At 67.0% G+C, this 17,195-nt stretch carries 14 protein-coding genes; 9 read left to right on the top strand and 5 right to left on the bottom strand.

Features of this window, described 5'->3' with window-relative positions; all coding sequences use genetic code 11:
* Positions 1–5 precede the first annotated feature (5 nt).
* Together AC3A4T_RS21020 and AC3A4T_RS21015 are read left to right on the top strand one after the other, a co-directional pair.
* Entirely contained in the window at positions 6–1,292 is a 1,287-nt protein-coding gene (locus AC3A4T_RS21020; protein ID WP_487677266.1) for an ABC transporter permease, read from the top strand.
* Positions 1,293–1,383: 91 nt separating this feature from the next.
* A complete protein-coding gene (locus tag AC3A4T_RS21015; RefSeq protein ID WP_487677185.1) occupies positions 1,384–2,607 on the top strand; it encodes an ABC transporter permease in 1,224 nt (407 codons plus the stop codon).
* A gap of 66 nt (positions 2,608–2,673) precedes the next feature.
* Here AC3A4T_RS21015 and AC3A4T_RS21010 read toward each other — a convergent pair whose 3' ends face one another.
* Complete coding sequence (locus AC3A4T_RS21010) at positions 2,674–3,090, bottom strand: helix-turn-helix domain-containing protein (RefSeq protein WP_487677184.1); 417 nt, start codon at positions 3,088–3,090, stop codon at positions 2,674–2,676.
* 456 nt (positions 3,091–3,546) lie between these two features.
* Here AC3A4T_RS21010 and AC3A4T_RS21005 point away from each other — a divergent pair, with 456 nt between their 5' ends.
* From AC3A4T_RS21005 to AC3A4T_RS20990, 4 genes are all read left to right on the top strand, one after another.
* The gene (locus AC3A4T_RS21005; RefSeq protein WP_487677183.1) at positions 3,547–3,678 is read left to right on the top strand and encodes a hypothetical protein; all 132 of its coding nucleotides are present in this window, start codon (positions 3,547–3,549) and stop codon (positions 3,676–3,678) included.
* A gap of 155 nt (positions 3,679–3,833) precedes the next feature.
* Positions 3,834–3,965, top strand: a complete 132-nt coding sequence (locus AC3A4T_RS21000; protein WP_487677182.1) for a hypothetical protein — start codon at positions 3,834–3,836, stop codon at positions 3,963–3,965.
* A gap of 102 nt (positions 3,966–4,067) precedes the next feature.
* Positions 4,068–6,809 carry a class III lanthionine synthetase LanKC gene (lanKC, locus tag AC3A4T_RS20995; RefSeq protein ID WP_487677181.1) on the top strand — a complete coding sequence of 914 codons (2,742 nt, stop codon included), beginning with the start codon at positions 4,068–4,070 and terminating at the stop codon, positions 6,807–6,809.
* The gene (locus AC3A4T_RS20990; protein WP_487677180.1) at positions 6,806–8,617 is read left to right on the top strand and encodes an ABC transporter ATP-binding protein; all 1,812 of its coding nucleotides are present in this window, start codon (positions 6,806–6,808) and stop codon (positions 8,615–8,617) included. The genes lanKC and AC3A4T_RS20990 overlap by 4 nt, the downstream gene beginning before the upstream one ends.
* 84 nt (positions 8,618–8,701) lie before the next feature.
* Here the strand turns inward: AC3A4T_RS20990 and AC3A4T_RS20985 are convergent, their stop codons facing one another.
* Both AC3A4T_RS20985 and soxR read right to left on the bottom strand, forming a co-directional pair.
* Complete coding sequence (locus AC3A4T_RS20985) at positions 8,702–9,211, bottom strand: DUF1993 domain-containing protein (protein WP_487677179.1); 510 nt, start codon at positions 9,209–9,211, stop codon at positions 8,702–8,704.
* Between the two features lie 143 nt (positions 9,212–9,354).
* Positions 9,355–9,834 (bottom strand): redox-sensitive transcriptional activator SoxR, encoded by a 480-nt coding sequence (gene soxR / locus AC3A4T_RS20980; RefSeq protein WP_036108619.1) that lies wholly within the window; start codon positions 9,832–9,834, stop codon positions 9,355–9,357.
* A gap of 76 nt (positions 9,835–9,910) precedes the next feature.
* Here soxR and AC3A4T_RS20975 point away from each other — a divergent pair, with 76 nt between their 5' ends.
* Positions 9,911–10,921 carry an NADP-dependent oxidoreductase gene (locus tag AC3A4T_RS20975; protein ID WP_487677178.1) on the top strand — a complete coding sequence of 337 codons (1,011 nt, stop codon included), beginning with the start codon at positions 9,911–9,913 and terminating at the stop codon, positions 10,919–10,921.
* A gap of 339 nt (positions 10,922–11,260) precedes the next feature.
* The gene (locus AC3A4T_RS20970; RefSeq protein ID WP_487677177.1) at positions 11,261–12,718 is read left to right on the top strand and encodes an MFS transporter; all 1,458 of its coding nucleotides are present in this window, start codon (positions 11,261–11,263) and stop codon (positions 12,716–12,718) included.
* 900 nt (positions 12,719–13,618) lie between these two features.
* Here AC3A4T_RS20970 and AC3A4T_RS20965 read toward each other — a convergent pair.
* A complete protein-coding gene (locus tag AC3A4T_RS20965; RefSeq protein WP_487677176.1) occupies positions 13,619–14,821 on the bottom strand; it encodes a glycosyltransferase in 1,203 nt (400 codons plus the stop codon).
* A gap of 157 nt (positions 14,822–14,978) precedes the next feature.
* Here AC3A4T_RS20965 and AC3A4T_RS20960 point away from each other — a divergent pair, with 157 nt between their 5' ends.
* Entirely contained in the window at positions 14,979–16,469 is a 1,491-nt protein-coding gene (locus AC3A4T_RS20960; protein ID WP_487677175.1) for a phospholipase D-like domain-containing protein, read from the top strand.
* An 18-nt stretch (positions 16,470–16,487) separates the two neighbouring features.
* On the opposite strand, the gene AC3A4T_RS20955 is transcribed toward AC3A4T_RS20960, so the two are convergent.
* Positions 16,488–17,180, bottom strand: coding sequence for a hypothetical protein (locus tag AC3A4T_RS20955; protein ID WP_487677174.1), 693 nt, complete (start codon positions 17,178–17,180; stop codon positions 16,488–16,490).
* Positions 17,181–17,195: the final 15 nt, after the last annotated feature.

Raw genomic sequence — 17,195 nt, 5'->3', positions numbered from 1 at the left:
TGGGCATGCTCGGCTACTACTTCCGCCTGGCGCTGCGCGGTTTTCGCCGCGACAAGATCAACACCGCGCTGATCGTTCTGGCGCTGGCGATCGGCGTGGGCGCCTGCACCACCACCATGACCGTGTTCCACATCCTGTCGCGCGATCCCATGCCCGGAAAGAGCCAGCGCCTGTTCCATCCGCAGCTCGATTCGGAGGACATGGCCAAGTACGTGCCCGGCAAGAATCCGCAAAAACAACTTACCCGTCTCGACGCGGAAACCCTGTTGCGGCAAAAGCGCGCCGACCGTCAGGCGATGATGGCCAGCGGACTGGTGGCGGTGGAATCCGAACGCAAGGATCGCGCGCCGTTCATGGCCGAGGCGCGCTACACCACGGCGGATTTCTTCCCGATGTTCGAAACGCCGTTCCTGCGCGGCACGTTCTGGAACGCGGCCGACGACGAAGCCGCCGCGCCGGTGGCGGTGATCTCGCGCGAACTCAACGAGCGCCTGTTCGGCCGCGACAACGGCGTCGGCCGCCGGATCGTGCTCAACGGCCATACGTTCCGGGTGCTCGGCGTGCTCGATCGCTGGCGGGTCACGCCGCAGTTCTACGACATGGGCGTGCGCGACTTCGCCCATCAGGATCACGTGTTCGTACCCTTCGCCGCGTTCATGCAATACCAGTTGCCGCGCACCGGCATCACCAACTGCTGGGGCGGCGCGCACGATCCGTATGCGGCCAACGCCAACTGCGCCTGGATCCAGTACTGGGTGCAGTTGGACACGCCGGAAAAGGCCGAGGCATATCACCGCTATCTGCAGAATTATTCCGATCAACAGCGCGAGGCCGGACGTTTCCTGCGGCCGACCAACGTCCGCCTGCGCAACGTCATGCAGTGGCTGGAATACAACAAGGTCATTCCGCGCGACGTGCGCATCCAGGTCTGGCTGGCCGCCGGCCTGCTCGCGCTGTGCCTGGTCAACGCGGTCGGCCTGCTGTTGGCCAAGTTCCTGCATCGCGGCGCGGAAATCGGCATCCGCCGCGCGCTCGGCGCATCGCAGCTGAGCATCTTCCAGCAGCATCTGGTCGAGTGCTTCTGCATCGGTCTGGCCGGTGCGCTGCCCGGGCTGGGCATCGCGGTGTTCGGCCTGTGGGTGATTCGCCAGTTGCCCGGCGACTACACCCAACTGGCGCAGATCGATGGCGTCACCCTGGCCGGCGCGCTGGGGTTCGCGATCGTATCGAGCCTGGTCGCCGGCCTGCTGCCGACCTGGCGGGCGAGCCGTCTGCGCCGATCCAGCGCCTGATCGTCGCCCCGGATTGTTTCGTCGGATTGTTTCGCCGCATCACCCAACCACCACCGCGCCCGATCACCCGCGTCGCCGCCAGGACCCGCCCATGCTGCTCCGCCAGATCGCCTCGTCGCTGCGCCGGCACAAGATCGCCGCGATGATCATCGTCATCGACGTGGCGATCAGCTGCGCGATCCTGTGCAACACCGCCTTCTACCTGCGCCAGCAGATCCAGCGCGTGTCCATGCCCAGCGGCCTGGCCGAACGCGAACTGCTGCGCCTCACGCCAATGGACATCGCCCCGGCCACCGATCCCGACGCTCGCGCCAGCGCCGATTTGGCCGAACTGCGCGCGATCGCCGGCGTGCGCTCGGCGTCGGCGATCAACACCCTGCCCCTGAGCCAGATCGACAACAGCAACCCGGTCAGGCTTACCCAGGATCAGCAAGATCCCAGCGCGCAGGCGACGATTTATCTGGGCAGCGCGCAACTGCTCGACACCCTGGGCCTCACCCTCACCCAGGGACGCGCGTTCACTGAAGAACACCGGATCGATTGGCCATCCGATGCGGCCGAACCGCCGCACGCGCCGTTCGCGATCGTCACCCGCGGTCTGGCCGACCGGTTATTCCCCGGGCAGGACGCGGTGGGCAAGAGCGTGTACGTGCAGGACGACGAGCCCACCCAGGTGATCGGCGTGGTCGAGCATCTCAAGCGCGGCTACGCACTGGGCGATGCGTCCACCCACGACGACGCGGTGATCCTGCCGATCCAGGGCAACTATGACAAGTTCAGCGGCAGCTACGTGCTGCGGGTGGATCCGGCGCGGCGCGCGGAGGTGCTTGCGGCCGCGGCCGCCGCGCTCACCCGCATCGACCGCAACCGGGTGATGTTCAACCAGGACAGCTTTGAGCAGATACGCGCGACCTACTTCCGCAAGGACATCGCCATGACCTGGATGCTGGTGGCGATCTGCGGCGCGCTGCTGACCATCGCCCTGCTGGGCATCGTCGGCATCGCCAGCTTCTGGGTCCGGCAACGCTCGCGCCAGATCGGGATACGCCGCGCGATCGGCGCCACCCGCCTGCAGATCCTCCAGCACGTCCAATTGGAGAATCTGCTGCTCAGCGCGATCGGCGTGGCCGTGGGCATGTTCGCCGCCTACGCCATCGGCATCGGCCTGAGCGAGCTGTATGGCATGCCCAGACTGCCCGCCTACTATCTGCCGCTGTGCGCGGCGGTGCTGGTGGCGCTCGGCCAACTGGCGGTGCTCGCGCCGGCCCTGCGCGCGTCAAAGGTATCGCCGGCGATCGCGGTGCGCGGCCTGTAGCACCCCTGCCAGAGCGCGCGCCGCGTCAGCGCGGCCGCCACTCGCGGCGGCCGCGCACGAGCGGCCTCAATTGCCGAACAGGCTCATCAGCTTGGACGCTTGCCGCGCCCGCGCGTTCTTCTGCATCAAGGTTTCGATCAATTCCACCAGCCCCTGGTTACCGGGATAGCGGATCTCGCGGAACGCGCTGAGCAGGCGTTTTTCCAGTTCGTCCTGCGCGTAAAGGTGCAACTCGATGTCCACCGCCAGCGCCGCATCCTCTTCGGCGTCGACCCCGATGGTGCCGCGCCCGGTCACCAGCCACTCGTAGGACACGTTGCAGCAGATCGCGATCTGGGCCATGTGTTCGTTGGTCGGCCGCGGGCCGCCGCGTCGTTCCCATTGCGCGACCGCGCTGCGCGCCACGCTGACCGCCGTTGCCAACTTGCTTTGCGACATCCCCGTGCGACGCCTTACCAATCTGATCCTGTCCGCAGTCTCCATGACTTCTCCAAGACTCCTCATTGCCAACGCCACAAGCCGGGCCCCACTACCCGCACTTGCTCGAGCGATGATGAATGCGCATCGCTCGCAGCGCTGTGTACAGCTTCCATCATCGGCGACACGATGTGTCGTTTCGCGCACCATAAGTCGCGATTCCTCAAAATACTTGTGTGATATTCGTCGCAGTAACCGTGCTTGCTCAGCGGTGTTGACTGGATAAGCCGTTCTTCGCAATGCCTGTGTAAACGGCATCACCTCGCGAAGCATGAACGAACCGCATGCAAGCCCCGCCGATGGCGTGAACAGCGCGCTAAGCGATGGTTAGCGGCAACGCCGCCGAACGCGCATTGACGCTTCGCACAGCACTTGAGACGTTCACCGGGCCGGCGTCGCGCGCGCCGGCGACACCCAACCAAGTTGTATTCCGATCCATCGCCATTCCAAGGAGAGACCACCATGTCGCACGTCCTTTCTCTGCAACTGCTCCCGGAAGAAAACTCCGCCATCGGCGCCAGCTGCGTGTCCCAGCACAGCTGCGATTCGGGCGTCAGCTCCAATGCCAACAGCGATCTGGAACACGAACTGTAAGAAGTTCCAGCCCTGTCGCACATCCCGCCCTTGCAGCCGCTGCCCGAGGAAAATCCGGCCATCGGCGCAAGTTGCGAATCCCGCCATGGTTGCGATTCGGGCGTCGGCTCGAACGCACAAGGCGATATCGAACCTGAACTTTGAGGAGACACGCTATGTCGCACGTCCTTTCTCTGCAATTGCTGCCCGAAGAAAACTCCACCATCGGCGCCAGCTGCGTGTCGCGCCACAGCTGCGACTCGGGCGTCAGCTCGAACGCGCAAGGCGAGTTGGAACCGGAGCTGTAAGCCAGACGCCGCGTAGTCGCGCCACCGGCGCGGCGACACGGCGATGAACCGCGGATGGGCGTCGCACGACGCCCCTCCGTCAACCCCAAGGACCCGCCGCGCATGAATTTCGTGGATCACCCCAACGTCGCCTTCGCCCTGATGGACCAGGAGCATTTCGAAAGCCTGGATAGGTACGTCCCCAACGACGGCTTCATCGGCGAGGTCCGTAAGCTGCTTCCGTCGCGCTGGCAGATCCATCCCAGCGGTTTTTGGACCTATTGCTCGCCGCCGGACGCGAAGATCATCGACCACGGCTGGAAGATCCACGTCTCCAGCACTCCCAAGCACGCGATCGAGACGCTGACACTGGCCGCCGAGCAGGCGTTCGCCTCGTCCACCTCATTCAAGTTCTGCTCCGACAACCGCATGCTGCAGTTGTCGTTCAACAAGAACGCCTCGCGCTCGCAGGCCGGCAAGTTCATCGCGCTGTATCCGCACACCCAGGAAGAATTCGAGGACCTGATCGCGCGCCTGCACGCGGTCACCGGGCATCTGGTCGGCCCCTATGTGCTGACCGATCGTCCCTACCGCGACAGCCAGGCGGTGTTCTACCGCTACGGCGAGCACCGCGGCAATTTCAAGCTCAATCGGTTCGGCCAGCGTCTTCCCGGCTTCCACATCGCCGACGGCACCTGGTACCTCGACAGCCGCGAACCGCGTTTCCGCCTGCCGCCGGGCGTGACCGACCCGTTCAGCGCCGACACGCCGCTGGAGCAACCCGACGAACGCGGCGTGCTGCTCAACCAGCGCTACCGGGTGCAGAAAGCGCTGAAGTTCAACGCCGGCGGCGGCGTGTACCAAGGCCTGGACGAGCACACCGGCCGGCAGGTGGTGATCCGCGAGGAACGCGGCTCGCTGGGGCTGCTGCGCCGCGCCGACGCGAAGTTCGGCGAGGCCTACACCCTGCACAAGGAAGCGCGCATCCTGCAGCGGCTGACCCCGACCGGCTGCGTGCCGGCCTATGTCGACATGTTCCAGGACTGGCGCCACTGGTTCCTGGTGCAGGAGCACCTGCAGGCGCAATCGCTGTGGGGCCATGCGATGGGCTATTACTTCGCCCATGCCGGCCAGACCTCGGCCGAATCCTTCATCGCGCTGCGCTCGATCATCGGCAAGATCGCCGCCAGCCTGGAAAAGGTCCATGCCGCCGGCGTGGTGCTGCGCGATCTGACCCGCACCAACGTGCTGGTCACCGATGACGACGAAATCAAGTTCATCGACTTCGAGTTCTCGCACGAACTCGACGATCAAGGGCCATGGGCGCTCGGCTCGACGCCGGGTTACGCCGGTCCGCAGCAGTTGTCCAATCAGACCCCGACGGTGGAGGACGACTACTACGCCCTCGGCGTGCTGATCCTGGATCTGATCACCTTCAGCGCCTCGGGCCTGGATCTCAATCGTCAGGGCTTGATGCGCAAACTGCGGCAGAATATCGACGACATCCGCCTGCCGTCAGCGCTGTACGACATCGTCGCCGGGCTGACCCAGGACGATGTCGGCCAGCGCTGGAACCTGCGTCAGGTCGTGGCCGCGCTCGACACGGTCGAAGCGCTGGACCACACGCCGATGTTCCATGCGGGCCCAGAATGCCCGGAGCTCGATCCACCGGCGGCGGCGTTGATCGGGCAGTTGCGGCAACTGGTGGTTGATATCGGCGAGCACCTCGACGCCAGCGCCGACCTGTCCCGTCACGATCGGTTGTGGCCGGCCTCGGCCAACGTGTTCGCCACCAACCCGGTCAGCCTGCGTCATGGCGCCGCCGGCCCGGCGTATTTCCTGCTGCACACCCGCGGCGCGGTGGAACCGGCGGTGCTGGACTGGATCGAGCGCCAGACCCGCCCCAGCCATTGCCCTCCCGGCCTGTTCTCGGGAACCGCGGGCGTGGCGACTCTGCTGCTCGCCGCCGGCCGCACCGAACGCGCCGCGGCGCTGATGCAACGCAGCTACGTCCCCGAGCAAGTCTTCGACGGCCATGGCCTGTACTTCGGCGCCGCCGGCTGGGGTCTGGCCTGCCTGCACCTGTGGTTGGCGACCGGCGATGGCATTCACCTGGAGCGCGCCACCGAAGTCGGCGACTGGCTGCTGCGCACCGCGATCGAAAACGAGCACGGCCCGCATTGGTGGGTCGACGGCATGATTCCGTTGGGACTGGGCGAAGGTCAGAGCGGCGTGGCCGTGTTCCTGATCTATCTGGCCTCGGCCAGCGGCGACCGGCGTTATCTGAGCCTGGCCGAGCGCGCGCTGGATTTCGACATCGCCCATGCCATCGATTACGCCGGACGCCTGCTGTGGCAACCCAGCGTCGACGCCAAGCCCAGCGCGCCGCGTTCGCCGCATACCTGGTTCGGCGCGTCCGGGGTCGGCGTCGCCTGCCTGCGTGGTTATATAGCCACCGGCGAACAGCGCTTCAAGGACATCGCCGTGCAATGCGCGCTCAGCGCGTCGTGCCGTTTCACCAACAAGATCTGGCAATTCGAAGGCGTCGCCGGCTTCGGCGAATTCCTGCTCGATCTGCATCAACTGCTCGGCGACGATCGCTATCGCAAGCTCGCCTACCACCAGTCCGAAGCGTTGCTGCCGCATGCGATCCCGCGACCGCGCGGAGTCGCCTTCGCCGGCTTGAACCATTTCCGCATCAGCAGCGAGTACAGCGAAGGCGCTTCGGGCATCGGCCTGTTCGTCGATCGCCTGCTGCACGCCAAGCCGCGTCTGCTGATGCTCGACCAGTTGCTGCGCGCGCCCGGCGCGGCGCTGTCGGGCCATGAGTCGGGCGCGCGACACACGATCGCGACATCGGCGTGAACGCGCGCAGCGAGCAAGCGCGGCACGCGGCCGGACGACTGGCCGACGCCCTGCGCGGCGCCGGCAGCGAACCGGCCGCCGACGGCGGCGTGGAAAGCGTGACCCGGCGACTGGGGCAGATCGCCGCCTATGCGCGGCCATACCGGCTGCGCATCGCCGCTGGCGTGGCCCTGGTGCTGGCGGCGACCGTGGTCTCGCTGGTGTTCCCGCTCGGCATCGCCGCAGTGGTCGACACCGCCGCGGCCGGCAGCGCGTCGCATGGCGGCGCCGGCGCGGCGCGGCTGCACTGGTTCGCCGTCGCTTTGCTGTTTCTTTTCGCGGTGCGCGCGGGCGCCAGCGCGATCGGCAGCTATCTGCTCGACAGCACCGGCGAACGCCTGGTGCTGGACTTGCGCAAGCGATTGTTCGCGCACCTGCTCAAACTGGACCTGGATTTCTTCCACAAGCAGAAAGTCGGCGACCTGTCCTCGCGCCTGAACCTGGACACCGCGGCGATCCGCAGCGCGGTCACCGACACCGCGGTCAGCCTGTTGAACCAACTCTCCTTGCTGGTGGGTTCAATGGTGATGATGGCGATGTTGAACTGGCGCCTGACCCTGGTGCTGTTGCTGCTCGCACCGACCAGCACGGTCCTGTCGCGCCGCTTCGGCGATGCCTTGCAGGCCTCGGCCAAGCGCGTGCAGAGCGATCGCGCCCAGGCCTCGGCGATCGCCCACGAATCGATTTCCGGCATCGCCGTGGTCAAGACCCTGTCGCGTCCGCCGCACGAAGCCGACCGCTACAGCCGATCGCTGGACATCCTGCTGAGCCAGGCGACCCGCTCGATCGAAATCGGCGTGTGGTTCCGCGCCTGCATCGGCCTGCTCGCCTCGCTGAGCACAGTGGCGATCTTCTGGTACGGCGGCGTGCAGTTGCTGGCCGGCGACATAAGCGCCGGCCAGTTGGTCGCGTTTTTGTTCTACACCCAGAACATGACCCAGGCGTTCTCCGGCTTCGCCCAGTTGTACAGCAACCTGAGCCAGTCGGCCGGCGCGTCCTCGCGCGTGTTCGAACTGATGTCGCTGACCCCGTCGATCCAGGAAGCGGCGAATCCGGTGGTGCCGGCGTCCATCCGCGGCCATGTGCAGTTCGAGCGGGTCGGCTTCTGGCATCTGCCCGGGCAATCGATCCTGCACGACTTCGATCTGTCGGTCGACGGCGGGGAAATCGTGGTGCTGGCCGGCGAAAGCGGCTGCGGCAAGACCACCGCGGTGCATCTGCTGCCACGTCTGTTCGACCCCTGTCAGGGGCGGGTGCTGATCGACGGCGTCGACCTGCGCGATCTGTCGCTGGACTGGCTGCGCAAACAGGTCTGCCTGGTCTCGCAGGACGTTTTCCTGTTCGGCGGCACGATTCGCGAAAACATCCGTTACGGCCGACTGGAAGCGACCGACGCGGAAGTCGAGCAGGCCGCGCATTCGGCGGCCGCGCATGAATTCATCGGTTCGCTCGCGCTGGGCTACGACACCGAAATCGGCGAACGCGGGGTGATGCTCAGCGGCGGACAGCGGCAGCGGATCGCGCTGGCCCGCGCGTTCCTGCGCGGGCCGAGAATCCTGATTCTCGACGAGGCCACGTCGGGCATCGATTCGTTGACCGAGGAACGCATCCACGACACCGTCTACGCCTGGTGCAAGCGCGAAGGCGCGACCGCATTGATCGTCGCGCACCGCTCCAGCGCGATGCGTTTCGCCGACCGGATCGTGAAGATGCGTAACGGCCAAGCCTGCGAACCGCAGCCGCTCGAGGAGCTGTTGGAACTGAGCTGAGCGTGCGCGGCAGATCGACCCGCGCTGGCAGAGACCGCGACGCCGGAACGGCGCCGCGGCCGGCTTGGTTCAGTACGTGTCGAATCAGTACTTGCCCATGAAATCGCGCTTGCCGATGTTGACGCCGTTGCCGCGCAGGATCGCGTAGGTGGTGGTGACGTGGAAGAAGAACTGCGGCAGGCCGTAATGGACCAGGTAATCGGCGCCGCCGAAACGGCGCTCCTTCGGCGTGCCCGGACGCAGCACGATTTCGCGGTCCTGCGCGCCTTCGAACAGCGCCGGTTCCAGGCTGCCGACGAAGTCGATGGTCTTGGCGATCAGCGCCTGCAGTTCGGCGAAGCTGCGCTCGCTGTCGTCGTACACCGGCACTTCGACGTCGGCCAGGCGCGCGCTGACGCCCTTGGCGAAGTCGCAGGCGATCTGAACCTGGCGCAGCAGCGGAAACATGTCGGGGAACAAACGCGCCTGCAGGTAGGCGTCGGGGTCGATCTTGTGTTCGCCGGCGTGGGCTTCGGTCTTGGCGAGGATCTCGGCGAGGCTGCCGAGCATCTGCGTGAGCACCGGTACGCTGGCGGAGTACATCGAAAGGGTCATGGCGATTTCGTCGTGCGGAGGGAAGCGCTCATGGTACGCCACGCGACTTGGCCGTAACGACGGCAGCGACGCCGGCATCCAGGCGCGCGCCGAACCGATCTTGGTTATCGCGAGCGCTCAGCCCGCCACAACATGCACAGTCCCTACTCCGCGCGCTTGCCGCCGCGCCGTGGCTTGGCCTGCTGTAACGCCGCCGCCCAACGCTGCGCGCCCGAGCCCTGCTCGCCCCAGGTGTCGTCCGGATTGGCCAGGCGGCAACGGTCGATCGACAGGCAACCGCAGCCGATGCACTGGTCCAGGGTGTCGCGCATCAGGCTCAGGTTGGCGATGCGCTGTTCGAGCTCGTCCTTCCACGCCGCCGACAGCCGCACCCAGTCCGCGCGCGTGGGCGCGCGCGATCCGGGCAAGGTGTCGAGCGCTTCGCGGATCGTCGCCAGCGGCATGCCCACGCGCTGGGCGACGCGGATGACCGCGATCCGGCGCAAGGTGTCGCGGCTGTAGCGGCGCTGGTTGCCGGCGGTGCGCAGGCTGTGGATCAGGCCCTTGGCTTCGTAGAAATGCAAGGCCGATACCGCCACGCCGGAGCGTTCGGCCACCTGGCCTACGGTGAGTTCCATGTTCATGCGGGTCCGCCCAGGGCTTGACCTTAACCAATGTTGAGGTTTTATCGTGCGCTTCGACCTGTTTCGACGTCAAGCCATGGCCACCCCGCACGCCGCTCCACATCCACCCGATAGTTCCGCGCACGCCAGCCACGTCAAGGCCGTCGTATTCGACCGATACGGCGCGCCCGAGGTGCTGCATGCGATCGAATTGCCGATGCCGCAGGCCGGGCCCGGCGAGATCCGGGTGCGGGTGCGCGCGGCCGGGGTGCGGCCCGGCGACATCGCCGCGCGCAGCGGCCTGAGCCGCGACGGCGAATCCTGCGACGTCCAGACCCTGGCGTTCCCGCGCCGGCTCGGCAACGAATTCGCCGGCGTCGTCGATCAGGTCGGCGCCGGAGTCGACGCGTTCGCGCCCGGCGACGAGGTGATGGGCTGGGCGGTGGCGATGAGTTACGCCGAAGTGCTGACCGTGCGCGCCGATCAGGTCGTCCACAAACCGGTCACGATGAGTTGGGCAGTGGCCGGCGCCCTGCCCTCGACCGGTCAGACCGCGCTCAACGCGCTGCGCGATCTGCGACTGCGACCCGGCGAGCGTGTGCTGATCCATGGCGCGGCCAGCGGCATCGGCAGCGTCGCGGTGCAGCTCGCGCGCGCCTGGGGCCTGTCGGTGATCGGCAGCGCCGCGGCGGCCGATCACGACTACCTGCGCGCGCTCGGCGCGCAGCCGATCGACGACGATCACCGCGGCATCGCGCAAGCGCGGGTGCTGGCGCCCGACGGCGTGGACGCGGTGTTCGATGCGCTCGGCGTCGATCGCTTCGACGACTGGCTCGCGCTGTGCGGCGATCCCGGTCGCATCGCGACCTTGTGCGATTCGCCGCGCGCGCGCCGGCTCGGCCTGCGGATCGTGCGCGGCCAGCGCAGCCGCGCGCGCCTGGCCGAACTGGTCGCGATGCATGAACGCCACGGCCTGCTGGTGCATGTGCGCGAGATGTTTCCGCTGACCCGCGCCGCCGAAGCGCATCGCGCGGTCGAGCGCGGGCCCGGACGCGGCAAGGTCGTGCTGATGGTGTATGCGCCGTTGGCGTTGAGATTCTGCGCATGAAGATCGCAGCCGCATCGCCGTCTTCGCGCTCGACCGCGGAAGGCGCTCCAGTCCCGATGTCCGACGAACAACTGCTGGCTAGGCGGAGCGGTCACATCGGGTCTGGAGCGTCTTCCGCGGTCGAGCGGCCCCGAGCGACAGCATCCTTTGCCCGATCGGGCGGTAACGGCTGAGGCCGCCGGCATGGAAAGCACTCGGCTCATGATGGCGGATCGTCCGACGCCGGCTGGCGACGAGGGTCGTCGCGCGTCCGAGTCTCCGCGCGTCGGGGCTGCAGCCCGGTCCAGCCAAGATTCCGCGCAGGATTGCTTCGCGCAGAATTCTTTCGCGCACGATTGCGTGGCCGCCAATCCATCCTTGCAGGAAACCCGTTCCATCAAACACTCCGACGAAAACGCCGACGAGCGCGAGGTCTCCAACATCGCAGCCGACCCGGCCGACGCCACCGACAGCCTGTTCGCGCCGCGCTACCGCGGCCTGAGCCTCGGCGCGGTCGCCCTGGTCGCGCTGGTCGCCTTCGAAGCCCTCGCCGTGACCACCGCGATGCCGACGGTCGCGCGCGCGCTCGACGGCTTGCCGCTGTACGCGCTCGCGTTCGGCGGCACCCTCGCCGCCAGCGTGGTCGGCATGGTCGCCGCGGGTCGCTGGGCCGATGCGCGCGGCCCGGCCGCGCCGTTGCGCCACGGCATCGCCTGGTTCGCGCTGGGCCTGATCCTGGCCGGGCTGGCGCCATCGATGCTCGCCTTGATCGCCGGCCGCGTGGTCCAGGGCTTCGGCGGCGGATTGATCTCGGTCGCGCTGTACGTGGTGGTCGGCCGGGTCTATCCGGTCGCGCTGCGGGTCAAGGTGTTCGTCGCGTTCGCCGCGGCCTGGGCGGTGCCGGCGGTGGTCGGCCCGGCGATCAGCGGCGCGATCGTCGAACACCTCGGCTGGCGCTGGGTGTTCCTGTCGGTGCCGGCGGTGGCGGTGCTCGCGGCCTGGCTGGTGCTGCCGTCGCTGCGCGGGCTGGGCCCGTCGGCGACGCATGAGGCGACACACAGCGCCGGCCAGCAACGCACCCGCCTGTTATGGGCGTTGTTGACCACCGCCAGCCTGCTCGCTCTGCACTACGGCGGGCAGCAACGCGGCTGGTCCGCGCTGGCTTGGCTGCTGCCGGCAATCGCGCTGCTCGGCTGGGCCGCATCGCGGCTGCTGCCGGTCGGCGCGCTGCGCGCCGCGCGCGGCCTGCCGGCCGTGGTCTCGCTGCGCGGCATCGCCGCAGGCGGTTTTTTTCTCAGCGAAGCCTATATCCCGTTGCTGTTGTCGCAGGAGCGTGGGCTGTCGCCGACCTGGGCCGGGCTGGTGCTGACCCTCGGCGCGATCGGTTGGTCGACCGGCTCGTGGTATCGCGGCCGCAGCACCGACACGCGCGCGCCGCAGCGGTTCCTGCAAGCCGGCATGGCGATGCTCGCGCTCGGCGTGATCGCGATCGCCGCCTTGATCTGGCCGCGCACTCCGCTCGCGATCGGCGTCGCCGGTTGGGTGCTGTCCGGGCTCGGCATGGGCCTGATCTATCCGACCTTGTCGGTACTGATGCTGGAACTGTCGCCGCCCGAACAACAGGGGGTGAACTCGTCGGCGCTGCACTTGGGCGATGCGATCTACACGGCGACCGCGCTGGCAGTCGGCGGTTCGCTGTTCGCGGCGTTGCTGGGCACGTCGCACACGCTGGCTTATCTGTGCGGGTTCGCGATCGCTTTCGCGCTGGCGCTGCTGGGGTTGATGTTGGCGGCGCGGGTACGGGTCGCGGCGGTTTGAGGTCGGTCGCGGACCTCGCGGTTGATGAGGCTTTATTCCCGCAGTCGCGGCTTGTGATCGAAGGCACTCCAGTAGGACGCCGCTCCTACAGATGGGCGAAGAGGCTTAAGCTTGAGCCAGAAGTCTTGCAATTCATCCAGCGCTGCGAAGCATCGAGCTCGCGTTAGCAACAGCACACCCGTAGGGCGGCGTGCAGGATGCACGCCGTGCGCCACCGGGACATGGATGTCCCGTGTGGCGCATGCCCGCGCAAGCAACGATCGTGCGGGCCCTTGACTCACAAAAAAGCATTTTTCTTTGGTTACCTTTTGACCGAAGGGAATCCAGGCGGACTTTTGTTGCTTTAGACAAAAGAAAGTGACCCGCCGCTTTAGTGGCGGAAGCTTTTGATCTAGCTTCAGCTTTGAAGCTTTGAAACCGAAGGCAGGATCAACAGCTTTCGTCCGCAAGCGGCCGAGTTACTTTCTTTTGTCAAAAGCGACAAAAGAAAGGTAACCAAAGAAAAACGCTTTTTGTGAATCAAGAGCCCGCGAGTGCGTTGCATACGCGGGCATGCGCCACACGGGACATCCATGTCCCGGTGGCGCACGGCGTGCATCCTGCACGCCGCCCTTCGGGTGTGCGTTTACTAACGCGAGCCCGTGACTTCGCAGCGCTGAATGAACTGCGCGGCTTCAAGCTCGAGCAAAAGCTAGAGCTAAAAAATCCAAAGAAAGTTCGCTGCTTGCTGCCCTGCTTAGGCACGACCGGCACCACGCTCGCCGCGTCGGAAAAAAGCGGCGGCGCCACGGTCGATACAACAAAGCCCGCACTCAAGAACGATTCGGACAAAAGCGATCCCGCCAAAAGCAGCTGCGCCCTTGGTCCACGGAACGTTTCGCCCGCGCCCCGCCCGCTCAATCAGCCCGCGATCTCGGGCGCATCCGCCGCCACCGGCCGCGGCAGCGACTTCGCCTGCGCCAGGCGCTGATACAGCGCCACCACCTGCTCCATCAAACCTTCGGTGCTCCATGCCCGCGCATCCACCGGACCGGCCGCGGACAGCTGCGCGCGCAGTTGCGGCGAACGCAACACCGTGGCGAGGTGCTCGGCGAAGGCCTCGACGTTGTCCTCGCTGACCACCGCGCTGCGCGCGCCGCGCAACACGGTCGCGGTGCCCATCACCGCGGTCGATACGATCGGCACGCCCAGCGCCATCGCTTCGATCAGCACCAGTCCCTGGGTTTCGGTCGGCGAAGCGAACACGAACGCATCGCCGGCGCGGTAGGCATCGAGCAGGCTGGTGCGGCGGTCGAGATTGCCGAAGAAACGCACGTTGCGTTCCAGGCCGTGCTCCTTCGACAGACGCTTGAGCCGTTCCGCGTCCGGGCCTTCGCCGGCGATGACAAACATCAGTTCGGGGAACTCGCCGAGCAGGCGCTTGGCCACCAGCAGCAGGAACGCGATGTTCTTCTCGACCGCGAGCCGGCTGACCGTGACCACGGTCGGACGACCGGCGATGCCGTGCTCGGCGCGGAAGCGCGCGCCGTCGCCGCGCGCGAACTCGCTCAGGTCGATCCCGGTCGGCAGCACCGTCGACGGCGTGCGGATGCCGTAGCGATCGAGCACCTCGACCATCTGCGCGGTCGGCACGATCAGATGATCGACACCGTGGCACAGCACCCGCGAGAGTTTGCGCGCGACCATCCGCAGCAGCGGCGCTGGCGCCCACGGCAGGTAGTGGCCGATGTATTCCTCGAAATAGGTGTGGTACGTCTCCACCGTTGGCCGCCCGGTCTGCGCAGCCAGGCGCACGCCCAGGCCGTGGGCGCGGAACGGGGTGTGGATGTGGATCACGTCCCAATGCCGGCGCGCCAGTTGCGGCTGGATCCGGCGCAATTCCGGCGCGCGGATCAACCGGTCCTCGGGATCGAAGAAGATCACCCGCGACCCCAGCCGGATGATCTCGAACTCGGCGCTGTCGTGCTGTTCCTGGCCGCTGCCCGGCCCGTAGTCGGGCGCCACCAGGGTCACCGAGTGGCCCATGCGCGTCAGCGATTGGGCGAAGGTGCGGATCGAGGTCGACACCCCGTTGACCCGCGGGAAGTACACGTCAGACAGCATCAGGATGTCCATCCCGCCAGCCTAGGCGGGCGACATGACCGATTTGTGGCGCCGGTGCAGGATTGTCGCGGCGAACGCCGACGCGGTTCAGTCCGGGCAGGCGCGCGCGGCACGCGGCTGCGACAATGCCCGTCCCCATCCGTCGCCGTATCGCCCCATGTCAGAAGACGTTTCCGCCACCGACTCCCCGCCGCCGCGCCGCCTTCGTCGCTGGCTCAAGCGCGCGATCGCGCTGCTGCTGGTGGCCTGGATCGCGATGGGCACCTACCAGGTCTACAAGCCGCTGCCGCCCGGGCTCAGCCAGGCCGGCCCGCTGCGCAGCGCCACCGACGTGGCCCTGCTGACCGACATCACCTGGGTCGACGCGGCCAAACAGCGCCACAGCGACCAGCAGGTATTCGACGAAACCCTGCGCCTGATCGGCCAGGCTCAGCGGGTGATCGTCGCCGACCAGTTCCTGTTCAACGACTTCGGCAGTCAGGGCGGCGATGTCGAGTACCGCAAGCTGAGCCAGCAGCTCACCGACGCGTTGATCGCGCGCAAACGCGCCGTGCCGCAATTGCATGCGGTGCTGATCACCGATCCGATCAACACCGTCTACGGCGGCCTGCCATCGCCGCGGCTGGATGCCTTGCGCGCGGCCGGAGTCGAAGTAGTGATTACCGACCTGCGCCGCCTGCGCGCGCCCAATCCGGCCTGGTCGGGGCTGTGGCACCTGTGCTGCAGTTGGGCCGGCAACAACGATCGCGATGGCTGGATCGCCAATCCGCTCGGGCCGGGCAAGGTCACCCTGCGCAGTTGGCTGAGTTTGCTCAATCTCAATGCGAATCATCGCAAGACCTTGGTGGTCGACCAGGGCCAGACCTGGACCGCGCTGGTCGCCTCGGCCAATCCGCACGACGCCAGCAGCCTGCACGGCAATGTCGCATTGCGCTTCAGCGGAGCGGCCGCGCTCGATCTGCTCGCGAGCGAACGCGCGGTGGTCGCGCTGTCGGGCGGGTCGTGGCCGCAGGGCCTGCCGACCTCGGTGCCGCCCGACAGCATCGTCGACACCACCTCGGCGCCGCGCGTGCAGGTATTGACCGAAGCCAAGATCCGCGACGGTATGCAGGCGGCGATCGACGGCGCCCACGGCGGCGACCGGATCGATATCGCGGTGTTCTATTTCTCCCATCGCCGCCTGATCGATGCGGTGATCGCCGCGCACAAGCGCGGGGTCGGCGTGCGCGTGCTGCTCGATCCGAACGAGGACGCGTTCGGACGCAAGAAGAACGGCGTGCCCAATCGCCAGGTCGCATCCGAACTGCACGCGGCCGGCGTGCCGCTGCGCTGGTGCGACACCCACGGCGAGCAATGCCACGCCAAGCTGCTGCTGCGCAGCGATCGCGACGGCGGCATCGAACTGATCGCCGGCTCGGCCAACTACACCCGCCGCAACCTCGACGACTACAACCTGGAAAGCAGCGCGCGCGTGGTCGCCGAATCCGACGCGCCGGTCGCGCGCCAGGCCGCGGCTTACTTCGAACAAAGCTGGAGCAACGGCGACGGCCGCGGCATCAGCGCCGACTATCCGCGTTACGCCGACGAATCGCAGTGGCGCAAGCTGTGGTATCGCTTCAGCGAGGCGAGCGGGCTGTCGAGTTTCTGATCGATCGACCGGCGACGCTCATGGCGTCGCGCGACCGCCTTGCAGATACCGCTCCATGCTGGGATAGCCAAGGCGTCGCCAGGCGGCATGGCTCAGCTTGAAAAAACCAGTCAGCGTTCCCGGTATCGCATCGCGTGCCGCTTGCGCGCCGTGTCGACGGTAGATCTGGCCGACCCGTTGGCGGTCCTCTTGAAGCCGCTGCAACTGCTCCGGCGTCGGCATGAGCCGCAGCAGCACCATCGGCTTGGGTAGCGGGGCGAGCGCTTCGCGGATGCGTTGCATGCACGACGCGTCCGAACCCGCATCGCCGACAGCATCTGATTCCTCGTAAGCGGCCAGGGCCAGGGCGAGCAACCGCGCCTGACCGCGCTGATAACGCTCGTCGTTCAGCACTCGCGCCTGCGCCTCGCGCAGCAACGGCTCATACAGTGGATGCGGCGACAAGGCCGCGAACCACGCACCGGCCAGCAATTGCTCGTAGGTAAGTTCGAACAACAGGTCGTGCAGCAGGCACAGGTCCAGCGCGGCCATGCCGCGCAGGCTCAGGTAGTGCTGTTCCAACGCGTCGTACTGGCGTTGCGGATATTCGGCCAGTTCCTGCGCATGCTGTTGTCCGGCAAGATCCATGTTGGCCAGGAATTCGGGCCGGCCCAGGACACGAAACGGCAGCCCGGACGTGACCCAGAACGCATCGTCGGGCAGATAGTGCATTCAACGAGGCTCAGG

It is taken from the genome of Lysobacter sp. Soil_N_51 (genome assembly GCF_057655755.1).
The sequence above is the reverse complement of the archived record's forward strand: the minus strand, read 5'-3'. Positions and strand labels throughout refer to the sequence as shown.

Bases quoted from the DNA above. Each gene is read 5' to 3' on its own strand.
- AC3A4T_RS20975 (WP_487677178.1), top strand. From the start codon at position 9,911: ATGGCCACCCCGCACGCCGCTCCACATCCACCCGATAGTTCCGCGCAC.
- AC3A4T_RS21010 (WP_487677184.1), bottom strand. From the start codon at position 3,090: ATGGAGACTGCGGACAGGATCAGATTGGTAAGGCGTCGCACGGGGATG.
- AC3A4T_RS20965 (WP_487677176.1), bottom strand. From the start codon at position 14,821: ATGCTGTCTGACGTGTACTTCCCGCGGGTCAACGGGGTGTCGACCTCG.
- lanKC (WP_487677181.1), top strand. From the start codon at position 4,068: ATGAATTTCGTGGATCACCCCAACGTCGCCTTCGCCCTGATGGACCAG.
- AC3A4T_RS20955 (WP_487677174.1), bottom strand. From the start codon at position 17,180: ATGCACTATCTGCCCGACGATGCGTTCTGGGTCACGTCCGGGCTGCCG.
- AC3A4T_RS21020 (WP_487677266.1), top strand. From the start codon at position 6: ATGCTCGGCTACTACTTCCGCCTGGCGCTGCGCGGTTTTCGCCGCGAC.
- AC3A4T_RS21015 (WP_487677185.1), top strand. From the start codon at position 1,384: ATGCTGCTCCGCCAGATCGCCTCGTCGCTGCGCCGGCACAAGATCGCC.
- AC3A4T_RS20960 (WP_487677175.1), top strand. From the start codon at position 14,979: ATGTCAGAAGACGTTTCCGCCACCGACTCCCCGCCGCCGCGCCGCCTT.
- soxR (WP_036108619.1), bottom strand. From the start codon at position 9,834: ATGAACATGGAACTCACCGTAGGCCAGGTGGCCGAACGCTCCGGCGTG.
- AC3A4T_RS20985 (WP_487677179.1), bottom strand. From the start codon at position 9,211: ATGACCCTTTCGATGTACTCCGCCAGCGTACCGGTGCTCACGCAGATG.
- AC3A4T_RS21005 (WP_487677183.1), top strand. From the start codon at position 3,547: ATGTCGCACGTCCTTTCTCTGCAACTGCTCCCGGAAGAAAACTCCGCC.
- AC3A4T_RS21000 (WP_487677182.1), top strand. From the start codon at position 3,834: ATGTCGCACGTCCTTTCTCTGCAATTGCTGCCCGAAGAAAACTCCACC.